Annotated in this window: 17 protein-coding genes, 1 tRNA gene and 1 other RNA gene; 5 read left to right on the forward strand and 14 right to left on the reverse strand. The window is 65.9% G+C overall.

What is annotated here, in order from left to right:
• The first annotated feature begins 130 nt into the window (after positions 1–130).
• On the forward strand, positions 131–1,009 hold the full coding sequence (htpX, locus tag ACSQ3O_RS03835) for a protease HtpX (protein WP_436137915.1): 879 nt from the start codon (positions 131–133) through the stop codon (positions 1,007–1,009).
• Between the two features lie 225 nt (positions 1,010–1,234).
• Positions 1,235–2,806, forward strand: coding sequence for a methyl-accepting chemotaxis protein (locus ACSQ3O_RS03840; RefSeq protein WP_436137916.1), 1,572 nt, complete (start codon positions 1,235–1,237; stop codon positions 2,804–2,806).
• A gap of 21 nt (positions 2,807–2,827) precedes the next feature.
• Here ACSQ3O_RS03840 and ACSQ3O_RS03845 read toward each other — a convergent pair whose 3' ends face one another.
• Positions 2,828–3,907 (reverse strand): GlxA family transcriptional regulator, encoded by a 1,080-nt coding sequence (locus ACSQ3O_RS03845; protein ID WP_436137917.1) that lies wholly within the window; start codon positions 3,905–3,907, stop codon positions 2,828–2,830.
• 128 nt (positions 3,908–4,035) lie between these two features.
• Here ACSQ3O_RS03845 and ACSQ3O_RS03850 point away from each other — a divergent pair, with 128 nt between their 5' ends.
• A complete protein-coding gene (locus ACSQ3O_RS03850) occupies positions 4,036–5,379 on the forward strand; it encodes an amidohydrolase (protein ID WP_436137918.1) in 1,344 nt (447 codons plus the stop codon).
• Positions 5,380–5,409: 30 nt separating this feature from the next.
• Here the strand turns inward: ACSQ3O_RS03850 and ACSQ3O_RS03855 are convergent, their stop codons facing one another.
• From ACSQ3O_RS03855 to ACSQ3O_RS03910, 12 genes are all read right to left on the reverse strand, one after another.
• Positions 5,410–5,952 (reverse strand): VUT family protein, encoded by a 543-nt coding sequence (locus tag ACSQ3O_RS03855; RefSeq protein WP_137746967.1) that lies wholly within the window; start codon positions 5,950–5,952, stop codon positions 5,410–5,412.
• Positions 5,949–7,667, reverse strand: coding sequence for an NAD(P)/FAD-dependent oxidoreductase (locus tag ACSQ3O_RS03860; RefSeq protein ID WP_436137919.1), 1,719 nt, complete (start codon positions 7,665–7,667; stop codon positions 5,949–5,951). The genes ACSQ3O_RS03855 and ACSQ3O_RS03860 overlap by 4 nt, the downstream gene beginning before the upstream one ends.
• A gap of 210 nt (positions 7,668–7,877) precedes the next feature.
• A complete protein-coding gene (cysK, locus tag ACSQ3O_RS03865) occupies positions 7,878–8,795 on the reverse strand; it encodes a cysteine synthase A (protein WP_436137920.1) in 918 nt (305 codons plus the stop codon).
• A 170-nt stretch (positions 8,796–8,965) separates the two neighbouring features.
• Complete coding sequence (rtcA, locus tag ACSQ3O_RS03870) at positions 8,966–10,012, reverse strand: RNA 3'-terminal phosphate cyclase (protein WP_436141070.1); 1,047 nt, start codon at positions 10,010–10,012, stop codon at positions 8,966–8,968.
• 49 nt (positions 10,013–10,061) lie between these two features.
• On the reverse strand, positions 10,062–10,571 hold the full coding sequence (locus tag ACSQ3O_RS03875; protein ID WP_436137921.1) for a hypothetical protein: 510 nt from the start codon (positions 10,569–10,571) through the stop codon (positions 10,062–10,064).
• Between the two features lie 47 nt (positions 10,572–10,618).
• Positions 10,619–11,470, reverse strand: coding sequence for a nucleotidyltransferase domain-containing protein (locus ACSQ3O_RS03880; RefSeq protein WP_436137922.1), 852 nt, complete (start codon positions 11,468–11,470; stop codon positions 10,619–10,621).
• Positions 11,471–11,663: 193 nt separating this feature from the next.
• Positions 11,664–12,428, reverse strand: a complete 765-nt coding sequence (istB, locus tag ACSQ3O_RS03885; RefSeq protein WP_374258801.1) for an IS21-like element helper ATPase IstB — start codon at positions 12,426–12,428, stop codon at positions 11,664–11,666.
• Positions 12,429–12,433: 5 nt separating this feature from the next.
• A complete protein-coding gene (gene istA, locus ACSQ3O_RS03890) occupies positions 12,434–14,080 on the reverse strand; it encodes an IS21 family transposase (RefSeq protein ID WP_374258795.1) in 1,647 nt (548 codons plus the stop codon).
• A gap of 87 nt (positions 14,081–14,167) precedes the next feature.
• Positions 14,168–15,421 (reverse strand): RtcB family protein, encoded by a 1,254-nt coding sequence (locus ACSQ3O_RS03895; RefSeq protein ID WP_436137923.1) that lies wholly within the window; start codon positions 15,419–15,421, stop codon positions 14,168–14,170.
• 52 nt (positions 15,422–15,473) lie between these two features.
• Positions 15,474–16,295, reverse strand: a complete 822-nt coding sequence (locus ACSQ3O_RS03900; RefSeq protein WP_436137924.1) for a hypothetical protein — start codon at positions 16,293–16,295, stop codon at positions 15,474–15,476.
• Positions 16,292–17,431 carry a slipin family protein gene (locus ACSQ3O_RS03905; RefSeq protein WP_436137925.1) on the reverse strand — a complete coding sequence of 380 codons (1,140 nt, stop codon included), beginning with the start codon at positions 17,429–17,431 and terminating at the stop codon, positions 16,292–16,294. The genes ACSQ3O_RS03900 and ACSQ3O_RS03905 overlap by 4 nt, the downstream gene beginning before the upstream one ends.
• A 307-nt stretch (positions 17,432–17,738) precedes the next feature.
• Positions 17,739–17,804: transfer RNA gene (locus ACSQ3O_RS03910), tRNA-OTHER, on the reverse strand.
• A gap of 354 nt (positions 17,805–18,158) precedes the next feature.
• On the opposite strand from ACSQ3O_RS03910, the gene rtcR reads away from it, so the two are divergent.
• Together rtcR and rnpB are read left to right on the forward strand one after the other, a co-directional pair.
• Positions 18,159–19,793: an RNA repair transcriptional activator RtcR gene (gene rtcR, locus ACSQ3O_RS03915; protein WP_436137926.1), complete on the forward strand. Its 1,635-nt coding sequence runs from the start codon at positions 18,159–18,161 to the stop codon at positions 19,791–19,793.
• Positions 19,794–19,803: 10 nt separating this feature from the next.
• Positions 19,804–20,143: RNase P RNA component class A (rnpB, locus tag ACSQ3O_RS03920), an RNA gene on the forward strand.
• A 66-nt stretch (positions 20,144–20,209) separates the two neighbouring features.
• On the opposite strand, the gene ACSQ3O_RS03925 is transcribed toward rnpB, so the two are convergent.
• Entirely contained in the window at positions 20,210–21,460 is a 1,251-nt protein-coding gene (locus ACSQ3O_RS03925; protein WP_436137927.1) for a M48 family metallopeptidase, read from the reverse strand.
• Positions 21,461–21,462: the final 2 nt, after the last annotated feature.

The raw sequence follows: 21,462 nt of genomic DNA on the forward strand, positions 1-21,462 counted from the left end.
GCGCGATGCAATCGCGGCCATGGGGCGGGTGCCGTTGCCACCAAGGACAGCGGCGCTTGAAGCGCGGCCCCCGGCCCCCATCTGAGCCAGCAAACACTCGTTGTTGTTTACCCCACGGAGAAACCATTCCATGAAGCGGATCCTTTTGTTTGTGATGACCAACCTGGCCGTCGTTGTCGTGCTGGGGGTGGTGGCCAGCCTGCTGGGCGTCAACCGCTACCTCACGGCCAACGGCCTGAACCTGGGCGCGCTGTTGGGCTTCGCGCTCATCATGGGTTTTGGCGGCGCGATCATCTCGTTGCTCATCAGCAAGCCCATGGCCAAGTGGACCTCGGGCGTGCGCGTGATCGACGGCTCCGGCTCGCCTGACGAGCGCTGGATCGTCGAGACCGTGCGCAAGTTCGCCGACCAAGCCAAGATCGGCATGCCCGAAGTCGGCATCTTTGAAGGCGACCCCAATGCGTTTGCCACGGGCGCGTTCAAGAACTCGGCGCTGGTGGCCGTGTCCACCGGTCTGCTGCAGGGCATGACCCGCGACGAGGTCGAGGCCGTGATCGGCCACGAGGTGGCCCACATCGCCAACGGCGACATGGTGACCATGACGCTGATCCAGGGCGTGATGAACACCTTCGTGGTGTTCCTGTCGCGCGTCATCGGCTACGCGGTGGACAGCTTCCTGCGCAAGAACGACGAGAACAGCTCGGGCCCCGGCATCGGCTACTACGTGACCACCATCGTGCTCGACATCGTGCTGGGCTTTGCCGCTGCCATGGTCGTGGCCTGGTTCAGCCGCCAGCGCGAGTTCCGCGCCGATGCAGGCGCCGCCCAGCTGATGGGCCGCCGCCAGCCCATGATCAACGCCCTGGCCCGCCTGGGCGGCATGCACCCCGGCGAGCTGCCCAAGAGCGTGGCCGCCATGGGCATTGCCGGTGGCATTGGCAAGCTGTTCAGCACCCACCCGCCCATTGAAGAGCGCATTGCTGCGCTGCAGAACGCACAGCAGCAATAACCAGCCTCGGGTGCAATGCCTGTTGGGCCCGGAGGGCCGCCATAGTCTCGCACTGTGGCGGTCTTTTTGTTTGCGCATTGAGGCTGTTGCTTTGCCGCTCCGGTAGGGAGCCGCCTGTTGTAGGGCGGCTCAAGGACTTGTAACTTTTTGTCGATACCTCCGCAACGGCTGCCACCCGAAACGGCGGCGCCATGTGGTCCCCTTCACCCTCACGAGAGCCTCCCCATGTCCATCTCCCACGCACGTGTTGCCGTCCGCCTGGCCCTGGCCTTTGGTGTGGTCTGCCTCGTCATGTCCCTGTCGGCGGCCGTGGGCATCTGGCGGCTGGCGGGGCTGCAGGACATTGCGGACGACTTGGGCGGCGCGTCCTCCGAACGTGCGCTGCTGGCGCGCGAGCTGCACGCCATCGTCGTGCTCAGCTCCGCGCGCGCCGAGACGCTGCTGGAGATCGACAACAACCCTGCCTACGCCGCGCGCATCGATGCGGACCGCAAAACCACCTCCGCCCGTTCGTCCGAGGTGCGCAAGCGCCTGGATGAGTTGGCCGCAGACCCCGAATCACAGGCACTGTTCGACGCCATCGACAAGGCGGGCAACGGCTTTCGTACGGTGCGTGACGACCTGGTGAAGCGCCGCAAGGCGGGCGAGGCCCTGCCTGCAGACGCCATTGCCAACCAGTTGCGCCCGGCGGCCGATGCCTATGCGGCGGCGGTGAACAAGCTGGCTGAATTCCAGCGCCAGCGCGTGGCCCAGGCCCGCGATGCCGCCGCCAGCAGTGCGCGCCAGGGCATCACCCTGCTGGTGGCAGGCTCGGTGGTGGGGCTGCTGCTGAGCCTGGCCTGCGCATGGTGGCTGTCGCGTTCCATCCTGCAGCCGCTCGCCCAGGCGTCCGAGGTGACGGACCGCATTGCCGACGGTGACCTCACCTCCGCCATCCCCGCACAGAGTGCAGGCAACCGCGACGAGCTGCAGGCGCTGCTGTCGCGCCTGGGGGGCATGCAGGCCCGTCTGGCGGGGCTGGTGGTGGGTATGCGCCAGGCCAGCACCTCGGTGGCCGGGGCCAGCAGCGAGATCGCAGCAGGCAACAGCGACCTGTCGGCCCGCACCGAACACACGGCCTCCAACCTCGAAGAAATCGCCGCCAGCATGGAGGAGCTGCTGGCCACCGTGCGCCACAGCGCCGACGCCGCCACGCAGGCCAGCAACCTGGCCACGGGCGCGAGCGACGTGGCCCAGCGGGGCCGCGAGGCGGTGGACCGCGTGGTGGGCACCATGGATGGCATTGCCTTGTCATCGCGCCGCATTGCCGACATCACCAGCGTGATCGATGGCATTGCGTTCCAGACCAACATCCTCGCGCTGAATGCCGCCGTGGAAGCCGCCCGGGCCGGTGAGCAGGGGCGGGGCTTTGCGGTGGTGGCCAGCGAGGTGCGCAACCTGGCCCAGCGCTCGGCCACGGCGGCCAAGGAGATCGGCGGGCTCATCAGCGACAGCGTGCGGCAGGTGGATGAGGGCACGCAGCTGGTCCACGCTGCAGGCGGCACCATGGGCGAGATTGTTCAGTCCGTGCAGCAGGTGGCCACCATCATTGGTGAGATCAGCACCGCTGCCCGTGAGCAGACCACGGGCCTGAGCCAGGTGGGCGAGGCGGTGTCGCAGCTCGACCAGATGACGCAGCAGAACGCGGCGCTGGTGGAGGAATCCTCTGCCGCCGCGCAGGGCTTGCGCGTGCAGGCGCAGCAGCTGGCCGAGCTGGTGGAGGCGTTCCGCCTGCCCGCCGGCAACGCGCTGCGCTGAGCTGGGCGCAGGGGCGTTCCGCTACTTCACCTCCACCCGCCAACGCCTGCGCGGCGCGCGCAGCGCATGGCGCTTGCGGTACTCGGCGGGCGCCATGCCCATGTAGCGCACAAAAATGCGCCTGAATGCCGCCGGGTCCGCATAGCCGCAGGCCACGGCAATGCTGGGCACGCTCTCCAGCGTTACTTCCAGCATCACCCGGGCGCGTGCGCAGCGCAGGCTGTGCAGGTGGTCCAGGGGCGACTGTGACAGCTCCTGCTGAAAGTGCCGCAGCAAGGTGCGCCTGCTCACCGATGCGGCCTCGGCCAGCCGGGCCAGTGAGTAGGGCTCGTCGAGGTGGGCCTCCATCCAGGCGATGGCACGGGCCAGTGCGCTGTCGCGCGTGGCGGGGATGTGCTGCTGCGCGTTGGCCTGCAGCGCCGCGCGGGCGCGCTGGTGATCCGGGGCCATCACGGTTTCGCAGGCGATCCCCAGCTCTGGCCCCAGCGCATGGCGTGCCAGGGCCATGACCAGCAGGTTCACGCTGCTGGGCAGCGCGCAGCTCAGCCAGGGGCCGTCTTCCGACAGGTCCTGGCCCAGGCTGTGGCCGATGCCCGGGAAGTCCCGCTCAAACCCCGCGACGTAGAACCAGGGCAGGCAGGCCTGGCGCCCGTTCAGCCGCCCGCTTTGTGCAGCCAGCCAGGCGCCGTTGCCCACGGTGAGCAGTTTCTGGCCTGCGTCGAGCGCGATGCCCAGCTGGCGCGACAGCGCCTGGTGGCGGGCTGCCACAGCACGGATGCCCGGGATGTCGGGTGCGTGGAACGAGGGGATGAGCAGGGCATGGGCGGGCGCGGGGCCCGTGGCCTGCTCATCGGGTGTGGTGTAGGCCGCCAGGGGGCCGGGCAGCGGCGCCAGGGGCAGGCCCTCGGCATCCAGCAGGCGCCAGGCCAGGCGCGGTGCCTGCGCGCCTTGGCGCTGGCTGGCCAGCAGGTTGGCGCCGCGCAGCAGGTCGATGAACTGCAAGGCACTGCCCACGGCCGACTCGGGCAGCAGCGGGATGTCCACGCGGAACACTGGGGGCTTCGAGCTGGCCGAGGGCAAGGACAAAAGGGACGGTGGCATGGCGATATTGGCTCTGTGGATGGCCATTTTCGCTTGTCATGAAGGCACAGGCGGCTTTTAGCATGAACGTGCATTTCGCTTCCCCCACCCAGGCCCTTGAGGCTTTTTTACTCCCTACGGATCTGCCCATGCACAAACCCCTTTCTGCCATTGCGCTTGCCGCCAGCCTCGTCGCCAGCGGGCTGACTTTTGTCTCGTCGGCCCAGGCCCAGGCGCTGGATGCCTCCGGCCTGCAGGCCATTGACGCCGCCGTGACGGCCGTGGCGCCCAAGATGGTCAACTGGCGCCGCGACATCCATTCCCACCCCGAACTCTCGGGCCAGGAAGTGCGCACCGCCAAGCTGGTGGCGGAGCACCTGAAGAAGCTCGGCATGGAAGTGCAGACCGGCGTGGGCGGCACCGGCGTGGTGGGCACACTCAAGGGGGGGCTGCCCGGCAAGGTGGTGGCCTTGCGCGCCGACATGGACGCGCTGCCCGTGCTGGAGAACACCGGCCTGCCGTTTGCCAGCAAGGCCAAGGCCAACTACCTGGGCAAGGAAGTGCCCGTGATGCACGCCTGCGGCCACGATGCCCACACCGCGATGCTGATGGGCGCGGCCGAGGTGCTGGCGGGCATGAAGGCCCAGCTGCCCGGCACCGTGAAGTTCATCTTCCAGCCCGCAGAAGAGGGCGCGCCGGTGGAGCCCGATGCCAACGGCAAGGTGCCCAGCTTCGGCGCCAAGGCCATGATCGAAGCCGGTGCGCTCAAGGACGTGCAGGCCATCTACGGGCTGCACATCACCTCCAACCTGCCTGGTGGCGTGGTGGGCTACCGCAGCGGCCCGCTGATGGCCGGGTCGGACAACATCACCATCCATGTGGAAGGGCGCGGCGGCCATGGCTCGTCGCCCTGGGCCACCATCGACCCCATCGTAGCCGCCAGCCAGGTGGTGATGGGCCTGCAGACCGTGGTGAGCCGCCAGCTCAACATCAGCCAGGAACCGGCCGTGGTCACCATCGGCCAGATCCAGGGTGGCACGCGCTACAACATCATCCCCGACAAGGTGGAAATGATGGGCACGCTGCGCACCTTCGACGAAGACATGCGCCAGGAAGCGCTCAAGCGCATCACTACCACGGCCGAGTCGATCGCCGCCGCCAGCGGCGCCAAGGCCAGCGTGCGTTTTGGCCCTGTGGCCTACCCCGTGACCACCAACCCCGCGCAACTCACGCAGGCCTCGCTGCCCGCGCTGAACCTGGCCATGGGCGGCAAGACCATGGTGATCCCCAAGGTCGCAGGGTCGGAGGACTTCTCGGAGTTCCAGAAGGTTGTGCCGGGCTTCTTCTACTTCCTGGGCGCGCCGCCCAAGGGCAAGGAGTTTGCCAAGGCCCCGCCCAACCACTCTGCGCTGTTCGACATCGACGAAGACCAGCTGCCCACCGGCGCACGCAGCTTGGCCGCGCTGGCCGTGGACTTTTTGCAGCGCAAGTAAGAAGCGAAAAGCAGAGGGGCGCCCCGCGGCTCAGGCCGTGCGGCGGGGCGAAGCCAGTCGGCTGCCGATGAGCAGGCGAAACGGCAGCAGCAGCGCCACGCCCAGCCCCAGCTTCACCGCGAGGTCACCCAGTGCCCAGGTGATCCACGGGTCGCTGGTGCCTGCAAACGCAATGCTCCAGAACACGGCGGTGTCCAGCACCGCTGCGAGCAGCGTGGCCACCAGCGGCGCGCGCCACCAGGTGCCGTGGCGCAGGCGGTGGAACACGCTGATGTCCAGCCACTGCGAGAGCAAAAACGCGGTGCCCGACGCGATGGCAATGCGCACCGGCGCCAGCACCAGCGAGGCCGCCACCGCCACCGCAAACCCCACCCACGCCACCCGCCGCGCCTGTTGCGGGCCATGGGCGCGGTTCACCAGCTCGCTCACCAGAAAGGCCACCGGGTAGGTGATGGCGCCCCAGGTGAGCCAGTCATTGAGCGGGAACTGGACGAGGATGTTGGACGCCAGCACCACGGCGGCCATGGCCAGGGCCGCCGCTGCAAACTGCGGCAGGCTGGGCGCCCGCATCATGCGGCCGCGCCGAGCAGGCTGCGCGCCACGGCCTCGCCCACCTTGATGCCATCCACCCCGGCTGACAAAATGCCGCCCGCGTAGCTGGCGCCTTCACCCGCCGGGTACAGCCCCGGCGTGTTCAGGCTTTGCAGGTTCTCGCCCCGCCCGATCTTGAGCGGCGACGAGGTGCGCGTCTCCACGCCCGTCAGCACCGCGTCGTGCATGTCAAAGCCCTTGATCTTGCGGCCGAACACGGGCAGTGCCTCGCGCAGCGCCTCGATGGCATAGCCGGGCAGGGCGGCGTGCAGGTCACCAAGGGCCACGCCGGGCTTGTACGAGGGCTCCACGCTGCCCAGCTGGGTCGAAGGCTTGCCCGCAATGAACTCACCCACCAGCTGACCCGGCGCGCTGTAGTCGCGCCCGCCCAGCACGAAGGCGTTGGATTCGAGCTGGCGCTGCAGCACGCTGCCCGACAGCGGGTGGAACTGCCCGGCGGGCAAGGCCTCCACGCCATAGGTCTGGCCCAGGTGGGTTTCAAACGCCTGTGCGTCCTGCGGGTAGTCGCGCGGGTCGATGCCCACCACCATGCCCGCGTTGGCATTGCGCTCGTTGCGCGAATACTGGCTCATGCCATTGGTCACCACGCGGTTGGGCTCGCTGGTGGCGGCCACCACGGTGCCGCCGGGGCACATGCAGAAGCTGTAGACCGCACGCCCATTGGCGGCGTGGTGCACCAGCTTGTAGTCGGCCGCGCCCAGCAACGGGTGGCCCGCGTGGCGGCCCCAGCGCGCGCGGTCGATCACACCCTGCGGGTGCTCGATGCGAAAGCCGATGGAAAACGGCTTGGCCTCCATGTCCACGCCGCGCTGGTAGAGCATGGCAAAGGTGTCGCGCGAGCTGTGGCCCAGCGCCATCACCACATGGTCGGCGCGCAGCTCGGTGGTCTCGCCCGTGGCCTGGTTCAGCACCTTGAGGCCGCGCAGGTGGCGTTTCTCGCCAGTGCCTTCCACGATGACGTCCGTCACGCGCTGCTCGAAGCGGATCTCACCGCCCAGCGCAATGATCTGCTCGCGCAGGTTCTCCACCACCTTCACCAGTTTGAAGGTGCCGATGTGCGGGTGGGCGACGTACAGAATTTCTTCGGGCGCACCGGCCTTGACGAACTCGTTCATGACTTTGCGGCCCAGGTGGCGCGGGTCCTTGATCTGGCTGTAGAGCTTGCCGTCACTGAACGTGCCAGCACCGCCTTCGCCAAACTGCACGTTGCTCTCGGCATGCAGCTCGCGCTTGCGCCACAGGCCCCAGGTGTCCTTGGTGCGCTCGCGCACGGTCTTGCCGCGCTCCAGCACGATGGGTTTGAAACCCATCTGCGCCAGCACCAGTGCCGCAAAAATGCCGCAGGGCCCAAAGCCCACCACCACGGGGCGCAGGGGCAGGTTGGCAGGTGCCTGGCCTACGGGGTGCCAGGCCATGTCGGGCGTGGGCTGGATGTGCGGGTTGCCTGCAAACTGGGCCAGCAGCGCGGCCTCGCGTGCGGGTTGGGCCAATGTCACGTCCACGATGTAGACGGCCTGCAGGTCCGCCTTGCGCGCATCAAAGCTGCGCTTGAAGACGTGCAGGTGGGCAATGTCGGTGTCTGCCAGGCCCAAGATCTTGGCGGCAGCGGCGCGCAGGGGCGCCTCGGGGGCTTCGGCCACGGTGAAGGGCAGCCGGATTTCGGAGAGTCGGATCATGGTCTTGCGGGCCCGTGGTTATCGGGCGGCTTGCAAAGTCGTGGGGCCATGATTTTACCGGGGCGGGCCCGCTGACCAGTGCCAAGACAAAAGGCCCGCCGGGCGGCGGGCCTTGGGGCGCAAGCTGTCAAAGCTTGAATGCTATCAATTAAGTAGCTTTAAGCGCTTGATGGTCGCGCGCAAACGGCCTTTTTGTTGTATTTTCTGCCATCAGGCAGGCAGGAAACCTTCCACCGACAGGTAGCGCTCGCCCGTGTCGTAGTTGAAGCCCAGCACTTTGGCGCCTGCAGGCAGCTCGGGCAGCTTTTGCGCAATGGCCGCCAGCGTGGCGCCCGACGAGATGCCCACCAGCAGGCCCTCTTCACGGGCAGCGCGGCGCGCAAATTCGCGCGCGGGTTCGGCATCGACCTGGATCACTCCGTCGAGCAGGCTGGTGTCCAGGTTCTTGGGGATGAAGCCTGCGCCAATGCCCTGAATCGGGTGGGGCGAAGGCTGGCCACCCGAGATCACGGGCGAGGCCGTGGGCTCGACCGCAAACACCTTCAGCTGGGGGAACTTCGCCTTGAGCACCTTGGCAACGCCTGTGATGTGGCCGCCCGTGCCCACGCCCGTGATCAGCACGTCGATGCCGTCGGGGAAGTCCGCCAGGATCTCCTGTGCCGTGGTGCGCACATGGATGTCGATGTTGGCGGGGTTCTCGAACTGCTGGGGGATCCACGATCCGGGCGTCTGCGCCTGCAGCTCCTGCGCACGGGCAATCGCGCCCTTCATGCCCTTCTCGCGCGGGGTCAGGTCAAACTGCGCGCCATAGGCCAGCATCAGGCGGCGGCGTTCGATGCTCATGCTGTCGGGCATCACCAGAATCAGCTTGTAGCCCTTGACAGCAGCCACCAGCGCCAGGCCAATGCCGGTGTTGCCGCTGGTGGGCTCGATGATGGTGCCGCCGGGTTTCAGTGCGCCGGACTTTTCCGCGTCTTCCACCATCGACAGCGCAATGCGGTCCTTGATGGAGCCGCCCGGGTTGCTGCGCTCGGACTTCACCCACACGCTGGCGGCAGGGCCAAACAGGCGGTTGATGCGCACGTGGGGCGTGTTGCCGATGGTCTGCAGAATGTTGTCAACTTTCATGGCGTCTCCTGTGAAATGTCGGGTGGGTCCAAGGGGAAGGATGTGAGGCGCATTCTGAACCAGTTGTTCTACTGCCCTGGTGATATGGATATAGCCAGGACGTTGATCCAGGTGCCTGGCCGCCCGGACAGAGCCTGTTTGCGATCCTCTGCGAGATCGCAAACAGGCTCTTAGGGTGCGGGCAGGATCCCCACCTGCATGGCGCGTTCCACGGACGTGATCTGTACACGCACCGGCAGCCCGAGCGCAATCGTCTGCGCGTTGGTGGCCGTGTGCTGCGTCACCTCGCTGCAGGTGTAGCTGGCGGCCTGCCCACTGCGCCACACCGCCAGGGCCAGCGGCAGCATCCACTGATCAGCCAGGTGCGGGCCCAGGGCGCCCGTGCTGCGTTGGTAGGCGCGCACCTCGTCCACCAGCCGCTTGGCCACTTGCTCGGCCGACAGGTGGCGTTCGCCCAGCTGGCAGAACACTTCGGTCACCTGCTCGTATTCCAGCGTGGCGATCAGCGCATTGCCCGGCCCTTCGTTCTGGCGCGTGGGCGGGTGGCGCAACTGGCCGCCCTCAAACGTCCAGCCCATGCGCTGGCCCAACGCCTCCAGCTCCCGCGTGGCAATGTTGCGCGCCAGGCCCGGCACCAGCGCTTCGCCATAGGCGTTCAGCAATGCCCCGCGCTCCGTTGCATCCACGGGCGTGAGCGGCTGCGCTGAGGGCGCAATGCGCGCCACCAGCTCGCCGCCCCCGGCGGGGTAAAAACCGCGCCGCTGCAATTGCAGCTCCAGCCCCACGCCCAGCCGCCGCACCAGCGGCGCAAAGGCCCGCTCCAGAAAATCAAACGGCGGCGCCATCGGGTTGTGTGTGCCGCCCGAGAGCTGCACGCGGCTCTCGCCATCGGCCAGCATCAGCGCAGGCAACACGGTCTGCAGCACCAGCAGGCAGCTGCCCGCTGTGGCGATCTGAAACTGGTAGTCGCCTGCGCGCACCGCACCCGGTGTGAACACCAGCGTTTGCGACCCCAGTTCGGCGCCCTCCGACTGCCCGCCGCATACGGCGGCGGCCGCCTGCACACAGGCCAGGTGCTGGCGCATCAGCCCCGGCTTGGGCCGCCCGGCGCGGATGCTTGTGATGTGCAGCGGCCGCCCGGTGACCATGGCAAGCGCCAGCCCGGTGCGCAGGATCTGGCCGCCGCCCTCGCCGGTGGAGCCGTCGAGGGCGAGGATGCTTTGAATGGCACTGCCTGTAGCGGTGAGTGTCTCGTTCAAGGTAACCTCAAACGTTGATTTGGTGCGACAGCGGCGCGTGGTGCAAGATGGCTTGCTCCATGCGCTGCGCTCTGCCGGATATCCATGGGTTTGGGGTGTTCCGCAGGACGCGTAGCTCTTGCAAGAAGCGCTGGTCTGAGACCTGGATGGCCAGCCGACAGTCGTATCGGAAGCCGCCCGTAGAAGGGCGACGAACGATGGATGCCAGCAGCGCGTACTGGATGTCCTTGCGTTCGCGGTGGGTGAGCGCGGCTTGCTTCAGTCTCGTGCACACCACATCGCGCAGATAGCCGGAGCGAAAGAACCTGGGACTGATAGCCAGATACACAATGGCCGTTTCGCGCCACCCAGCGTTGCCCGCCACGATATCGCTCTGCGCTCGTGTGCCCCACAGTTCCCATAGAGGGCTCTGGTATGTTCGAAACGCTTCGGCTGCGCGCAGGTACTCTCTACGCGCAGCCGTGCCGCCACGCTGGCCTGCGGTTTTTTCCCGGCATGCTGCGTAGAGCAAGTTCATTGCAGTCTCTGTCTCGCGGATCACGCGAGCGTCGATCAAAGTGCTTGTCACGTTCGACTGCGGATCGAGTCTGTGGTGCCGTACCGCAGCACAGTGTCATATAGCAGCGCATCCAGCGTGGCATGCCCGGGCACGGGCAGCGGCTGTAACGGCTCGGCCGCGTTCCGCGCCAGCTCGGCTTCGATGAACGCATGGATGCCGGGCCAGCGTGGGCTGGTGGCGGCCTCGCCTGCGCGCATCTTCACCTCCAGCAGGGCGTTGATCTCAGCGACCAGCGCCGTATCCTGCACAGGGTGCAACGTGTGCTGGGCCAGCTCGGCAAAGCGCATGGGCGGCACGCCGGGTTGCGTGCGGGTCCAGCGCGCCGCCAGCAGCGGGCGCAGCACGTACAGGTACTTTTTGTAGCGCACCTCGTCGGCCTGCAGATGTTCGCGAAAATTCTTCTTCGCCATCGATGCGTAGTGGTGCCAACCCTTGGCGTTGGAGAACACCTGCGCCGCCAGCGCGCGGAACTGTGCCATGGTGTCGGCCTCTTCGCGGTAGACGATGGGCGAGCGCAGCCACTCCAGCAGCGTGGGGTTGGATTCGCGCATCAGGCTCAGGGCCTTGCGCAGGTCCCAGCCGTTGATGTCCAGGTCGCCGCTGATGGGAACTTCGATCACGTCACGCCCTGGCGCCACAGTCAGGTACCAGGGCAGGCGGTTCACGTAGATGAAGCGCACGTCGTAGTCGCTGTCAGGCGAGGCAAAGCCCCAACCCCGGCTGCCGGATTCGCAGGCAAACAGCACGGTCACGCCGTGCGTGGATTCGATGCGCTGCAGCTCCTGCATCACCTGCGCGCGCATGTGCGGCTCCACCGGGTGGGCGGAGTGCAGCATTTCTTGTTGTTCTCTTTTCATAAAAAATGGCTCCTGCGCCTGATGGTCGGCCGCTGGTAGCTATCAAAAATATAGTAAATGGTGCGGCGCTGTCCTCAGCGCCGCACGGAGCTACCCCTTCACACACACCACCTGCTTGAGCGTGTACCCCCGATGGCCACCCCAAACTGCTCCACTGTTGGCCAGTCAAACTGCTCCAGGCAGGACGGGGTGATTATGCGGGGTCTGAGGTGATGATCAGGCGTGCAGCAGCCTCTTTGAGCCTGTAGCTCTTGCCCTCGAACTCCAGCATGGCGCAGCGGTGCATGAGGCGATCGAGGATGGTGGTGGCCATGGTCGCGTCGCCCAGGTAGCGACCCCAGTCCTGCACGACGCGGTTGGAGGTGATGACGATGGAGCGGCGCAGCTTGTAACGCTGGTGGACCAGGGCCTGCAGCAACTCGGCGGCATGCTCGCTGATGCGCCTTGCCAGGAACAGGTCATCGAGCACCAGCAAGTCGGCCGCCACCCAGCCCTTGAGCAGACTGGCGCGCTCGTCGGCGTCGGCCAGCGCATAGCGAGCGAACTCGCTGTCAGCTTCGATGTAGGACACGTCATGACCGAGCAAGGTGGCTTGGTAGGCCACGGCCTTGGCGATGTGGCTCTTGCCGGTGCCGGGCTTGCCTACGATCAGGGCGTTGGCGCCTTCGCTGAGGAACTTCAAGGTGTGCAACTCGAAGCAGGCTGCGCGCGGCAGCTTTGGGTTGAAGCGCCAGTCGAAGTCGGCCAGGGAGGGCTTCTCATCCAGGCCGGAGAGCTTGAAGCGACGTGCCATCAGCCTGCTGTGGCGTCGGTCGAGTTCGTCTTGCAGCAAGGCTGAGAGCGTATCCAGAAAGGGCTCCTGAGCGGCCTGGGCCTGCATCAGGCGCGTCTGCAGGGTCTCAGCCATGCCTGACAGGCGCAGCTTGCGCAGGGTGGCCTCGATGTCGTGGGGGGTCATGGCGGTCATGCGAAGAAATCTCCTTGAGGTGTGATGGCGGGTGTCGTGGCCGCTGTGGCCATGGCGAAGAGTTCGCCGTACTCCTGTGGGTTGCGGATGAGGTCGTGCGTTTGCGTGGTGCTCGCGGGTGCGGCCTGCGTCGCTGTCGGGGCGGCATCGAGTTGGGCCAGAGCCTGCGCCACCAGGCGTTCGGTGATGGCCTTGACGTGGCGGTAGCTGTGCACACCGTCGTCGATGGCCTGGGCACAGGCGGTGTTGACCATCTGGCGTGGATAGCGGTCGGCCAGGTGCACGATGCCCCACAGCTTGCGCTGGCCCACACGGCCTTCGATGGCAAACAGCATCTGGCACAGCCGGGCGGCGTCCACGCCGATGGCATCGGCCTGCTTGAGGATGTGGAGGGTCTCGCGGGAGGGGTTGAAGACGCGCTCGTCCATGGGCAGCACCACGGTGCCTGGCCGCTCGGCCAAGGTGTGCGTGCGCAGCAGGGCCTGGGTCTGTAGGTCGCGAATCTCCAGGCGGCGCTCGAAGATGCGCACCAGCACCTTGGTGCCAATGTGCGCCGGCCGCGCGGCGTAGCTGCAATGGGCCACGCGCACGCAGCCGTCGTCGCACACGGTGCGCTGCTCGTCACGGAAGTACGCCATGGGCAGCGTGGGCAAGGGCTGCAGGTGGGGCCGCTCTTCTTCGAACATGGCCTGTACCTGGCGGCGCTCTGAGCCGTGGATGCGAGAGGCCGCCCACTTGGTCTCCCAGTGCTCCAGGTAGGTGTTCTGTTCTTCAATGGTCTCGAAGCGCTTGCCCTTGAGTGCCGTGGCCTGAGTGTGACCAATGGCATTCTCGACACTGCCCTTGCGGTTGGGGTCACGTACCCGCGCCGGGTCGGCCACGACCTCGTAGTGTGCCAGGGTGGCGGCGTACACGGGGTTGAGCTCGGGCTCGTACAGGTCGGGCTTGAGCACGCCTTCCTTGAGGTTGTCCAGGACCACGTATCGGCACGAGCCGCCAAAGTAGCGCCAGGCTTGTTCGTGCAGTTCGGCCCAGACCTGTTGGCCAGAATTCCAGACCACGCGGCGGAAACTGCGGCGCGAATACCGAAGCGTGGCCACGAACAGGCGTGGCTTGCGCCAGCGGTCGGTGCCGGGCACGCGGGTGGGCGCGCCTTCGCCGAAGTCCACCTGCATCTCCTCGCCGGGCAGGAAGCTCAGGCGGTCGAACTGCTCAGGCTCACGCACCCGGATGCGCGCCACGAAGCGTTTGACGGAGTTGTAGCGTGCAGCAAAGCCGTGGGCATCGACCAGGTCCTGGTAGATGGCCGTGGCATTGCGGCCCAAGCGCAACTGAGCTTCGATGAAGGCGCGGTGGGGCTCACACAGCGAGGTGGCCGCCGGCGCAGGCGCCAGCAGTAAAGCCGGTGGCCGGGGTGGAGCAGTTTGGCTGGCCAGGGGCACAACCAGGTCGGTGGCCACCCCGGGGCAGTTTGAATCGTCAGGCGACGGGGGCGGCGGATCGCCCTGGGCCTCAAAGCGCTTAGCCCAGGCGCGGATGGTGTGGCGGGAGATGCCGGTGCGGCGCTCAATCTCGCGCTGGGTGTTACCCGCGCGCAGGAGCGTCCAGATCGTGGTTTGTAGATGTGGCTTCAAGACGTTCACCTCGTGAATCCCCCCTTGTGATCAAGGGGGTGGAAGTTACGTCCTGCACGTCAGAGCTGAGGCGCCTGACTCACCGAAATCAATGGGTCAACTCACCCCGGCCAGGTGGAGCAGTTTGGGTGGCCATAAGTGGGGCAGTTTGGGTGGCCGCCGGGGGTACACCACCTCCACCAGGTCTTCCTGCGCCGCCATCACCGCGTCGATGTCCTTGTACGCCATCGGAATCTCGTCGATCACATCCGCGTCCTTTCGGCATTCCACACCCTCGGTGGCCTTGATCTGGTCTTCCACGGTGAACAGCTTCTTGGCCTTGGTGCGGCTCATGGTGCGGCCCGCGCCGTGGCTGCAGCTGTTGAAGCTCTCGGGGTTGCCTTTTCCGCGCACGATGAAGCTTTTGGCCCCCATGCTCCCCGGTATGATCCCCAGCTTGCCTTGTTCGGCACTCACCGCGCCCTTGCGGGTCACGAACACGTCTTGCCCGAAGTGCGTTTCGCGCTGCACGTAGTTGTGGTGGCAGTTCACGGCTTCCACGTGGGCTTCGAACGGCTTGGTGATCACCTTGCGCAGCGCGGCAATCACGCGGCCCATCATCACCTCGCGGTTCGCGGCAGCAAATTTTTGCGCCCACCCCACGGCCTTCACGTAGTCGCCAAAGTACTGCGCGCCTTCCTCAAAGTACGCCAGGTCCTTGTCCGGCAGGTTGCGCTGGTTCATCTCGGCGTCTTTCTTGGCCAGCTCGATGAAGTGGGTGCCGATGGCGTTTCCCACTCCGCGCGAGCCCGAGTGCAGCATCACCCACACGCTCTGGTGTTCGTCCAGGCAGATTTCGATGAAGTGGTTCCCCGTTCCGAGCGTTCCCAGGTGCTTGTAGTTGTTCGTGTTCTTGATGCGCGGGTGCGCCTCGCAAATTTCATCGAACTCATCCACCAGAGCGGCCCAGGCGCGGTCGGTTTCTGCTGGCGGGGTATCCCAGCTCCCCTTGTCGCGGCCGAAACGCTTGGGGGTCATCCCCACGGGCACGGCGCGTTCAATGGCAGCGCGCACGCCACATAGGTTATCGGGCAGGTCGCTGGCCGTGAGCGTGGTCTTGCACGCCATCATTCCGCACCCCAGATCCACCCCCACCGCAGCGGGGATGATGGCCTTGAGGGTGGGCACCACCGAGCCGATGGTCGCGCCGATCCCCAGGTGCACATCGGGCATCACCGCCACGTGCTTGAACACGATGGGCAGGCGAGCGATGTTGCGCAGCTGGTTCTTGGCGTCTTCTTCCACGGGCACGCCGTTCGTCCACATCTTCACGGGCACGCCGTTCGGGATTTCGAGTTGTTCGTAGTTCATGGTTCTTTTCTCGTTGTTTCTTCGTTGTGTTTCTTTTTTGCGGCGAGGGGCGTCATGCAGCCATTGCGTCAAAGACCGCGCTGATCCGCTCTGGGAGCGGGTAGCAATGGTGGTCCACGGCCCCCGCTGGCAACCAGGAACTGGTGGGGCCCGCATCTACCAGCCGCATGAGCTTTTCTGTCCAACGCGCTTTGGTGGCGGGTCTGTTCAGCCATTCCTCCATGGTGCGTTTGTATTCGACCTCATCCGTGGCAAACGCATTGCCCATCTGGTTGGCATTCCACACATAGTCCCAATAGCACGCGTCCACAAAGTTCAGGGTCGATGCGTCGCTTTCGCAGTCCAGCCAGTGTTGCAGCAGCGGCTCCAGCGGCACGCGGGCATAGGCCCAGATGAGCAAGATGGAGAAAGCGTTATCGCCCTGGAACAGCGAATCGCCGCCCGCAGACCATTGCTCCAACCCCTGTGCAAAGTACGCCAGCGCAAAGCCCCGCAGCGCAGATTGTTCGGCCGCTGAAAACGAGCCGGGCTCGCACCGCCCCAAGCGGTCCAGGTACAGCTCGGTGGAGTGGTGCAGCCGGGCGCCTTCGGCCAGCAGTTCCAGCAGCCGTGGAGCCAGGTATTTGATTTCATCCGCAGGCTGCACCTGGCTCTTGGCCGAATCGTTGTACTCGTAGAAGTGCCTCTGGGTCAGTTGGCGCAGCGGCAGATGTCGCATTTCGCGTTCCAACTCAGCATCCATGCAGCAGGCAGTACACACGTCCAGCAGGCCATGCGGTGCGTCGTAGCGTGCAAAGGCCTGGTAGACCGCCTGTGTGGCGACTTCCAGCGGCGTACCCCTGGGGGGGATTGCTTTTTCATAGCGTTCTTTCATCTCATCTTCACCAGCCCATTCAGCACCTGGTCCAGGCCGCCAAACACCGAGATCTTGTCGATGCGCTCGGCCACACGTTCCAGCGTCTCCAGCTCCTTCATGCGCAGGGCGACGGGGTTGTCCTCCATCACCTTGGCGGTGTTGAGCAGCGAGCGCGTGGCGGCGGTTTCTTCGCGGCGGCGGATCACGTTGGCCTCGGCCTGCTTCTGGGCTTGCACCACCTGGGTCAGGATGGTTTTCATCTCGCCCGGCAGCACGATGTCCTTCACGCCCACGCTCTCCAGTTGCATGCCATAGGGCAACAGCTTGGCGGACATATGTGCGGTCACCACCTCGTCGATCGCCGTCTTGTTCTCCAGCAGTTCATCGAGCGTGCGGGTGCCCACGGCGGCACGCAGCGCAAACTGCAGCTCGCGGTACAGGTAGTCGGCAGGCTTTTGCAACTGGGTATAGGCCTGCAGCACCTGCACAAACCGGTAGGTGGCGCACAGGTTCAGGCGCAGGCTCACCTTGTCGCGGGTCATGATGTCCTGGCCCGACACCTCCACGGCTTGCAGGCGCAAATCCACCATCTCTACAGCCACGGTGCGGCCATACTTCCAGAAGGCGTAGGTGCCAGCGTTCAGCAGGCGTTCCACCTTGCCGTCCACCGTCAGCAGGCCGCACTGGCCCTCGGGCACCTGCACCTGCAGCACGCCGGCCAATCCGGTCACGCTGCGCTGGCGCAGCTGGGTTTGCGTCAATCGCGCCACCAGTGCGGCGGGCAGTTCTGCGCCTGCTTGCAGGTCCACCACCTGCACGCTCACCTCCACCAAACCTTTCCAATAAAGGCGGCGGGTGCCAGGGGGCAGGATCTCGACCAGCACGCCGTTTTCGCTGCGCAGGCCCACTTCGGTTTCCGACAGGTTCACCTGCACAAACTCGGCTGCTACCACGGCGGGTTCTTGCGCCATCAGGTACTCGGCCAGGCCGTGGGTGAAGGCGGGTTGTTCGAGGGCGAAGGTCTCCACGCGCAGCGCGTCGGTGCCTGCAAACAGCCAGTAGGTGCCGCTGCGCAGCACGCGGTCAAAGCTGCCATTGCGCAGCAGCAGTGCGCGTTCGTTTTTCTTCACGGTGGCGCGTTGGAACATCTTCATCAGCATCTCTTTTTCCTCTTTCTTCTTCGTTGTCGTCACTCGTCACATATCGGGTTGCCGTTACAGCGATGGCGGGGTGCCAGCGGGCGCAGCCTGGGCCGTGCAGTGCGCCGTGGTGGCTGCCCCCATCCCCAGCGGGAAGGGCGGCAGCGCGGCTGGCTGCGGGCGCGGGCTGTGCCGGGTGCTGGCACAAACCGCCACCGGCTGACGGGGTGACTCCCTTGCGGTTGCGGCGCAACCTCGGGGCCTCTCCCCGCGTTCGGCGGGTGGTCTTTCGACCGGTACAAAGTTCCAGCCTTGCGGCCGGAGTAATGGGCAGGAATCGAACCTGCGACAACCGCCTTTCGGCGGGGCTCTACCAGACTGAGCTACCAGTGGTGGCACGCCTGGAGTCGAACCAGACAGTTCCTTTGGGAGTGGTCACCACGACCGTGCCGTCGTTACCCAGCGTTTGCGATGTGCGGCATGCAGAACATCAACAGAGCCCGAAGGCCCCGGATGCCCGGCACCGGTGGGGCGGACGGCTGTCCTAACCCCGGCCTGTGAGCGGTCACCGCTTGCGCTAGATATCTCTTCTATTGCCAGATATGTGCCAGCTTGCAATGCATGGCGTTGGATGCGAATAAGTTGTTGATTTGTATGAAATTATTTTCTTTTTGGTGATGCTGGTATGGTGCTTGTCTATCAAAATAACTAGAATAAAAACTAGTTAAATAGACAAAAATACATGCGGAAAAACAAGGTGGTCATCGGCTTCCTGGGCACTCAGCTGGACTCTGGCAAGGGCGCCGGCCGGTGGGAGAAATGGCGCCCCACCGCGTCCCTGGTGCAGCATGAGGACGTGGTGATCGAGCGGCTGGAGCTGCTCTACACCCCGCCGCACCGCGAGCTGGCCCACCAGGTGCGTGCGGACATGGCCACCGCCTCGCCCGAAACCACGGTGAACCTGGTGCCGTTGCCCATCGCCGACCCCTGGGACTTTGGCGAGGTCTATGCCCAGCTGTACGACTGGACGCAGGCCTACCGCTTTGACAACGAGCGTGAGGAATACTGGACGCACATCACCACCGGCACGCATGTCGCGCAGATCTGCCTGTTCCTATTGGTGGAGTCGCGCCGAATTCCTGGTGTGCTGGTGCAGACATCCCCGCCCAAGCGCCAGCGCATCGGCGACCCCGGCAGCTACACGCTGATCGACCTGGACCTCTCGCGCTACGACGTGATCGCGCAGCGCTTTGGCGCCGAGCAGCAGGACGCAGTGCAGTTCCTCAAAAGCGGCATTGCCACGCGCAACGCCTGCTTCAATGCACTGATCGACGAGGTGGAGCGGGTCGCAGTGCGTTCGCGCGCGCCCATCCTATTCACCGGGCCCACGGGCGCGGGCAAGTCGCATCTGGCACGGCGCATGTACGAGCTGAAGAAGGCGCGACACCAGGTGGAGGGCGAATTTGTGGAAGTGAACTGCGCCACGCTGCACGGCGACGGTGCCGCGTCCACCCTGTTTGGTCACAAGAAAGGCTCTTTCACCGGCGCGGCGGCCGACCGCGCGGGCCTGCTGCGCACGGCACACAAGGGTGTGTTGTTCCTCGACGAGATTGGCGAGCTGGGCCCCGACGAGCAGGCCATGCTGCTCAAGGCCGTGGAAGAAAAGCGCTTCTACCCCCTGGGCAGCGACCGCGAGGTGGAGAGCGATTTTCAGTTGGTGGCGGGCACCAACCGCGACCTGCGCACTGAGGTGGCGGCCGGGCGCTTTCGTGAGGACCTGTTTGCGCGCATCAATCTCTGGAGCTATGTGCTGCCCGGCCTGGCGCAGCGGCCCGAAGACATCGAGCCCAACGTGGACCACCTGCTGCAGCGCGCGGGCGAAGAGCTGGGCCGCAGCGTGCGCTTTTCCAACGAGGCGCGCGCCGCTTACCTGCGCTACGCCCAGTCGCCCGAAGCGCTGTGGACTGGCAACTTCCGCGACCTCTCAGCTAGTGTCACGCGCCTGGCCACGCTGGCCGACAGCGGCCGCATCGGCCTGCCGCTGGTGGAGGCCGAAATCGCCCGACTGCGCTGGCTGTGGCAGCCCGCGAGCGATGCACGCCATGGCCTGGCTCCCGCCGCAGGCGCGGTGGGGCGCGACGAACTCGCGGCCTTGCTGGGGGACGAGGTGGTGGAGTCCATGGACCTCTTCGACCAGTTGCAATTGGCCGCCGTGTTGCAGGTCTGCCGCCAGTCGCGCACCTTGTCGGACGCGGGGCGCCTGCTGTTCCAGGCCTCGCGCACGCAGCGCACCGTGGTCAACGATGCGGACCGGCTGCGCAAGTACCTGGCGCGGTTTGGGCTGGATTGGGAGCGGGCATTGGGTGCTGGGCGATAATCTTGCCTGTGAAGCACGCCAGACCGCCGCTGGTGCAATCTGGGAAACCAGGCACTGGAGGAACGTCCGGACTGCACAGGACAGCGTAGCAGCTAACGGCTGCCCATCGTGAGGTGAGGATCAGAGCAACAGAGACGAGTCCCGGGGGAGTGCCGCAAGGCAAACCACCGGGGGTGAAACGGGCAATCTCTACGCGCAGCAATACCAAGTAGGCCAGCGTTGATGTGGTTCCGCAGAGCTGGCGGGTAGGTAGCACCGAGCCGTGGTGGCGACACCCGGCCCAGATTAATGGCGGTCACACTGCGGGCAACCGTGGTGCACAGAATCCGGCTTATCGGTGTGCTTCACACTTTATTTTGTCCCGCTCTGGCGAGCGGGTGCGGTGCCCGCCCTGGGCGCCGCTTCAAACCATTCATTCAGCTTTTGGCGCAATGTGGCGCATGCCCCTGCTCCAGCTCGGTGGCGCGTTTCACCGTCTCGGGGTGGCTGCTGAGCAGCGACCAGACCGGGTGGGATTCGGCCTCCTGGCCCAGCTTGCGTTTGCGTGTGGCGTCGGGTGCGCTGGCGGCGGATTGGGGCGTGGGGGCGTGGGCAGCATCGGCTGGGTTGTCGCCGGCCGCTTTTTTGTCCTTGTCGCTGCCCTTGTCCTTGCTCTCTTCGTCTTCCTCGTCGCGCGCAATGGCCAGCAGCAGCTTGCCCATGGGCGCCGTGGGCAGCGCGGTATGGCGCATGAGGGCGATGGCGTAGCAGTCCGCCTCGCGCTCGTGGCTGCGGCTGTAGGCAAGGCCTGTCATCACCGAGGCACCGGTGGAGACGATGGCCGACACATCCCCCAGTGCCAGGCCCAGGCCGACGTTGAGCACGCCTTGTTCCACCACCATGCGGGTGGTGTGGCGGTGCACGACATGGCCGATCTCGTGGGCCAGCACGCCCACCAGGGCGTCGTCGGGCAGGCCCTTGTCGGCAGCGGCTTTCACGATGCCATCGGTCATCACGATCTTGCCGCCGGGCAGGGCAAAGGCGTTGGCGCCCATGCCCGAGCGGAACTCCAGTGACAGGGGCGGGTTGTACTGTGTGTAGCGGTGCAGCGTGGCGGGGGCTTGTTGCACCAGTGTGTTGAAGCGTGCCTGGAGTTGCTGCTGCCGCTCCTTGGGGAGCTTGCTGGGCTTCAAGGTGCCGTTGTCCATCTGCTGGAGCACGTTCTCAGCCACGCTGGTTTCCCAGCCCAGGGGCACAAACCGTGTGAGCTGCGTGGCGGCCCAGGGCGTTCCGTAGCGGTAGAACAGCGTGAGGCCGATGACGGCGGCGGCCGTCACGCCCAGCAGTACGGGCCAGCGGGTCTGCATGCGTTGTGCGATGCCGGGGCGTTCGCCTGCAGCGGCCAGGGCGACGCGCCATTCGGTCACGGCGTCGATCTCTACGCTGCCATGGTCGCGCAGATCCACGACTACGCGGGGCTGGGGCTTGCGCTCGTTCCAGGCTTCGGGCCAGCCCACCTGTTTCCAGGCAAAGACCACGGGCTCGGCTCCGGGCTGCGAAAGCGGGTGCAGCACCAGGGAGGGGCCCTGCGGCGTGGGCCGCAGGCTCACCATCACATGCCGGGCCTTGCTGCTCTGGCCGTCAAACCAGCGCCCTGGGACCAGGGTGGTGTGCTCGGATGCCGACATGC

The sequence above is a fragment of the Acidovorax sp. LjRoot74 genome (assembly GCF_964254355.1).
GTDB lineage: Bacteria > Pseudomonadota > Gammaproteobacteria > Burkholderiales > Burkholderiaceae_C > Acidovorax.